Source organism: Ruegeria sp. E5 (assembly GCF_056534105.1).
This window is the reverse complement of record NZ_JBQFPA010000013.1, coordinates 1-2,500: the sequence shown is the minus strand read 5'-3', so window position 1 is coordinate 2,500 and position 2,500 is coordinate 1. Positions and strand designations below refer to the sequence as shown.

At 54.3% G+C, this 2,500-nt stretch carries 1 tRNA gene and 2 rRNA genes (1 of these 3 cut by a window edge); all 3 read left to right on the top strand.

From position 1 onward, the window contains the following. A 23S ribosomal RNA gene (locus ACR0BI_RS22100) occupies positions 1–1,958 on the top strand; it begins 869 nt to the left of the window's first position. 190 nt (positions 1,959–2,148) lie between these two features. Beyond that, a 5S ribosomal RNA gene (rrf, locus tag ACR0BI_RS22095) occupies positions 2,149–2,263 on the top strand. A 122-nt stretch (positions 2,264–2,385) separates the two neighbouring features. Further along, positions 2,386–2,462, top strand: a tRNA-Met gene (locus ACR0BI_RS22090). The last annotated feature ends 38 nt before the right edge of the window (positions 2,463–2,500 follow it).

Sequence of the window (2,500 nt, the reverse complement as noted above, 5' to 3'; positions counted from 1 at the left end):
TACCCCGGGGGGTAGAGCACTGGATGGGTAATGGGGCCCCACAGGCTTACTGATCCTAACCAAACTCCGAATACCCGGGAGTACTAGATGGCAGACACACTGCGGATGCTAACGTCCGTAGTGGAGAGGGAAACAACCCTGACCTACGACTAAGGCCCCCAATTCATGGCTAAGTGGGAAAGCAGGTGGGACGACCAAAACAACCAGGAGGTTGGCTTAGAAGCAGCCATCCTTTAAAGATAGCGTAACAGCTCACTGGTCTAAATAAGTTGTCCTGCGGCGAAGATGTAACGGGGCTCAAGCCATGAGCCGAAGTCTAGGGATGCGTAAGCATCGGTAGCAGAGCGTAGTGTGACATAGTCTCATTCCTCCTTCATGCCTTCGGGCAGATTGGAGGAGAGAGGCTTTCGATGAAGCGGGCGCGTGAGCGATCCCGTGGAGAGATCACTAGTGAGAATGATGACATGAGTAGCGACAAAGAGTGTGAGAGACACTCTCGCCGAAAGTCCAAGGGTTCCTGCTTAAAGCTAATCTGAGCAGGGTAAGCCGGCCCCTAAGCCGAGGCCGAAAGGCGTAGGCGATGGGAACTAGGTTAATATTCCTAGGCCAGGAGGATGTGACGGATCACAGGTGTAGTTCAATCTTATCGGATTGATTGGGCTGCTGAGTGGTTCCTGGAAATAGCCCTCCATCAGACCGTACCCTAAACCGACACAGGTGGACTGGTAGAGCATACCAAGGCGCTTGAGAGAACGATGTTGAAGGAACTCGGCAAAATACCTCCGTAAGTTCGCGAGAAGGAGGCCCGGTTCCTAGGCAACTAGGGGCTGGGGGCACAAACCAGGGGGTGGCGACTGTTTATTAAAAACACAGGGCTCTGCGAAGTCGCAAGACGACGTATAGGGTCTGACGCCTGCCCGGTGCCTGAAGGTTAAAAGGAGAGGTGAGAGCCTTGAATTGAAGCCCAGGTAAACGGCGGCCGTAACTATAACGGTCCTAAGGTAGCGAAATTCCTTGTCGGGTAAGTTCCGACCTGCACGAATGGCGTAACGACTTCCCCGCTGTCTCCAACATCGACTCAGCGAAATTGAATTGCCTGTCAAGATGCAGGCTTCCCGCGGTTAGACGGAAAGACCCCGTGCACCTTTACTACAGCTTCGCACTGGCATCAGGATTGTGATGTGCAGGATAGGTGGTAGGCTTTGAAGCGGAAACGCAAGTATCCGTGGAGCCTCCCTTGAGATACCACCCTTCGCACTCTTGATGTCTAACCGCGGTCCGTTATCCGGATCCGGGACCCTGCGTGGCGGGTAGTTTGACTGGGGCGGTCGCCTCCTAAAGCGTAACGGAGGCGCGCGAAGGTTGGCTCAGAGCGGTCGGAAATCGCTCGTTGAGTGCAATGGCAGAAGCCAGCCTGACTGCAAGACTGACAAGTCGAGCAGAGTCGAAAGACGGCCATAGTGATCCGGTGGTCCCGAGTGGAAGGGCCATCGCTCAACGGATAAAAGGTACGCCGGGGATAACAGGCTGATACTGCCCAAGAGTCCATATCGACGGCAGTGTTTGGCACCTCGATGTCGGCTCATCTCATCCTGGGGCTGGAGCAGGTCCCAAGGGTACGGCTGTTCGCCGTTTAAAGAGGTACGTGAGCTGGGTTTAGAACGTCGTGAGACAGTTCGGTCCCTATCTGCCGTGGGTGTAGGAGACTTGAGAGGAGTTGCCCCTAGTACGAGAGGACCGGGGTGAACGATCCACTGGTGGACCAGTTGTCGTGCCAACGGCAGTGCTGGGTAGCTATGATCGGACAGGATAACCGCTGAAGGCATCTAAGCGGGAAGCCCCCCTCAAAACAAGGTCTCCCTGAGGGCCGTGGAAGACCACCACGTCAATAGGCCGGAGATGTAAGCGCAGTAATGCGTTCAGTTGACCGGTACTAATCGCCCGATAGGCTTGATTTGATCCAGTAATGGAAAGACAAATCACCAAAAGCATACACTGACCTTGAGTTGGATAACGTCGCAGCGCCAAGCCGCGATGTTGGTTGATTATATAACCGAGTGGCAACGCACCTTTTGCAAGCAAAAGACGCTGCCTGCCACCTCGTCGCTTTCTTGCAACGCAGGAAAGTCGACATGGGCTTTTCCTCGGTTTGGTGGTCATAGCGCAAGTGAAACACCCGGTCCCATCCCGAACCCGGAAGTTAAGCACTGCCGCGCCAATGGTACTTGGGCTTAAGCCCCGGGAGAGTAGGTCACCGCCAAACCTAGAAAAAGTCCACATCTCTCAAACACGATGAAAAGAACACTACCCGGTCTCAAGTAGCCGAATAGGCGATAGACCAACAAAAGACCTCAAGTAGCGTAAGCGATAGGTCACTTAAAGTGTCGCGGGATGGAGCAGCCCGGTAGCTCGTCAGGCTCATAACCTGAAGGTCGCAGGTTCAAATCCTGCTCCCGCAACCAACTTTAGAAAATCCCAGAGCAGCCCGCGCAGACTACAA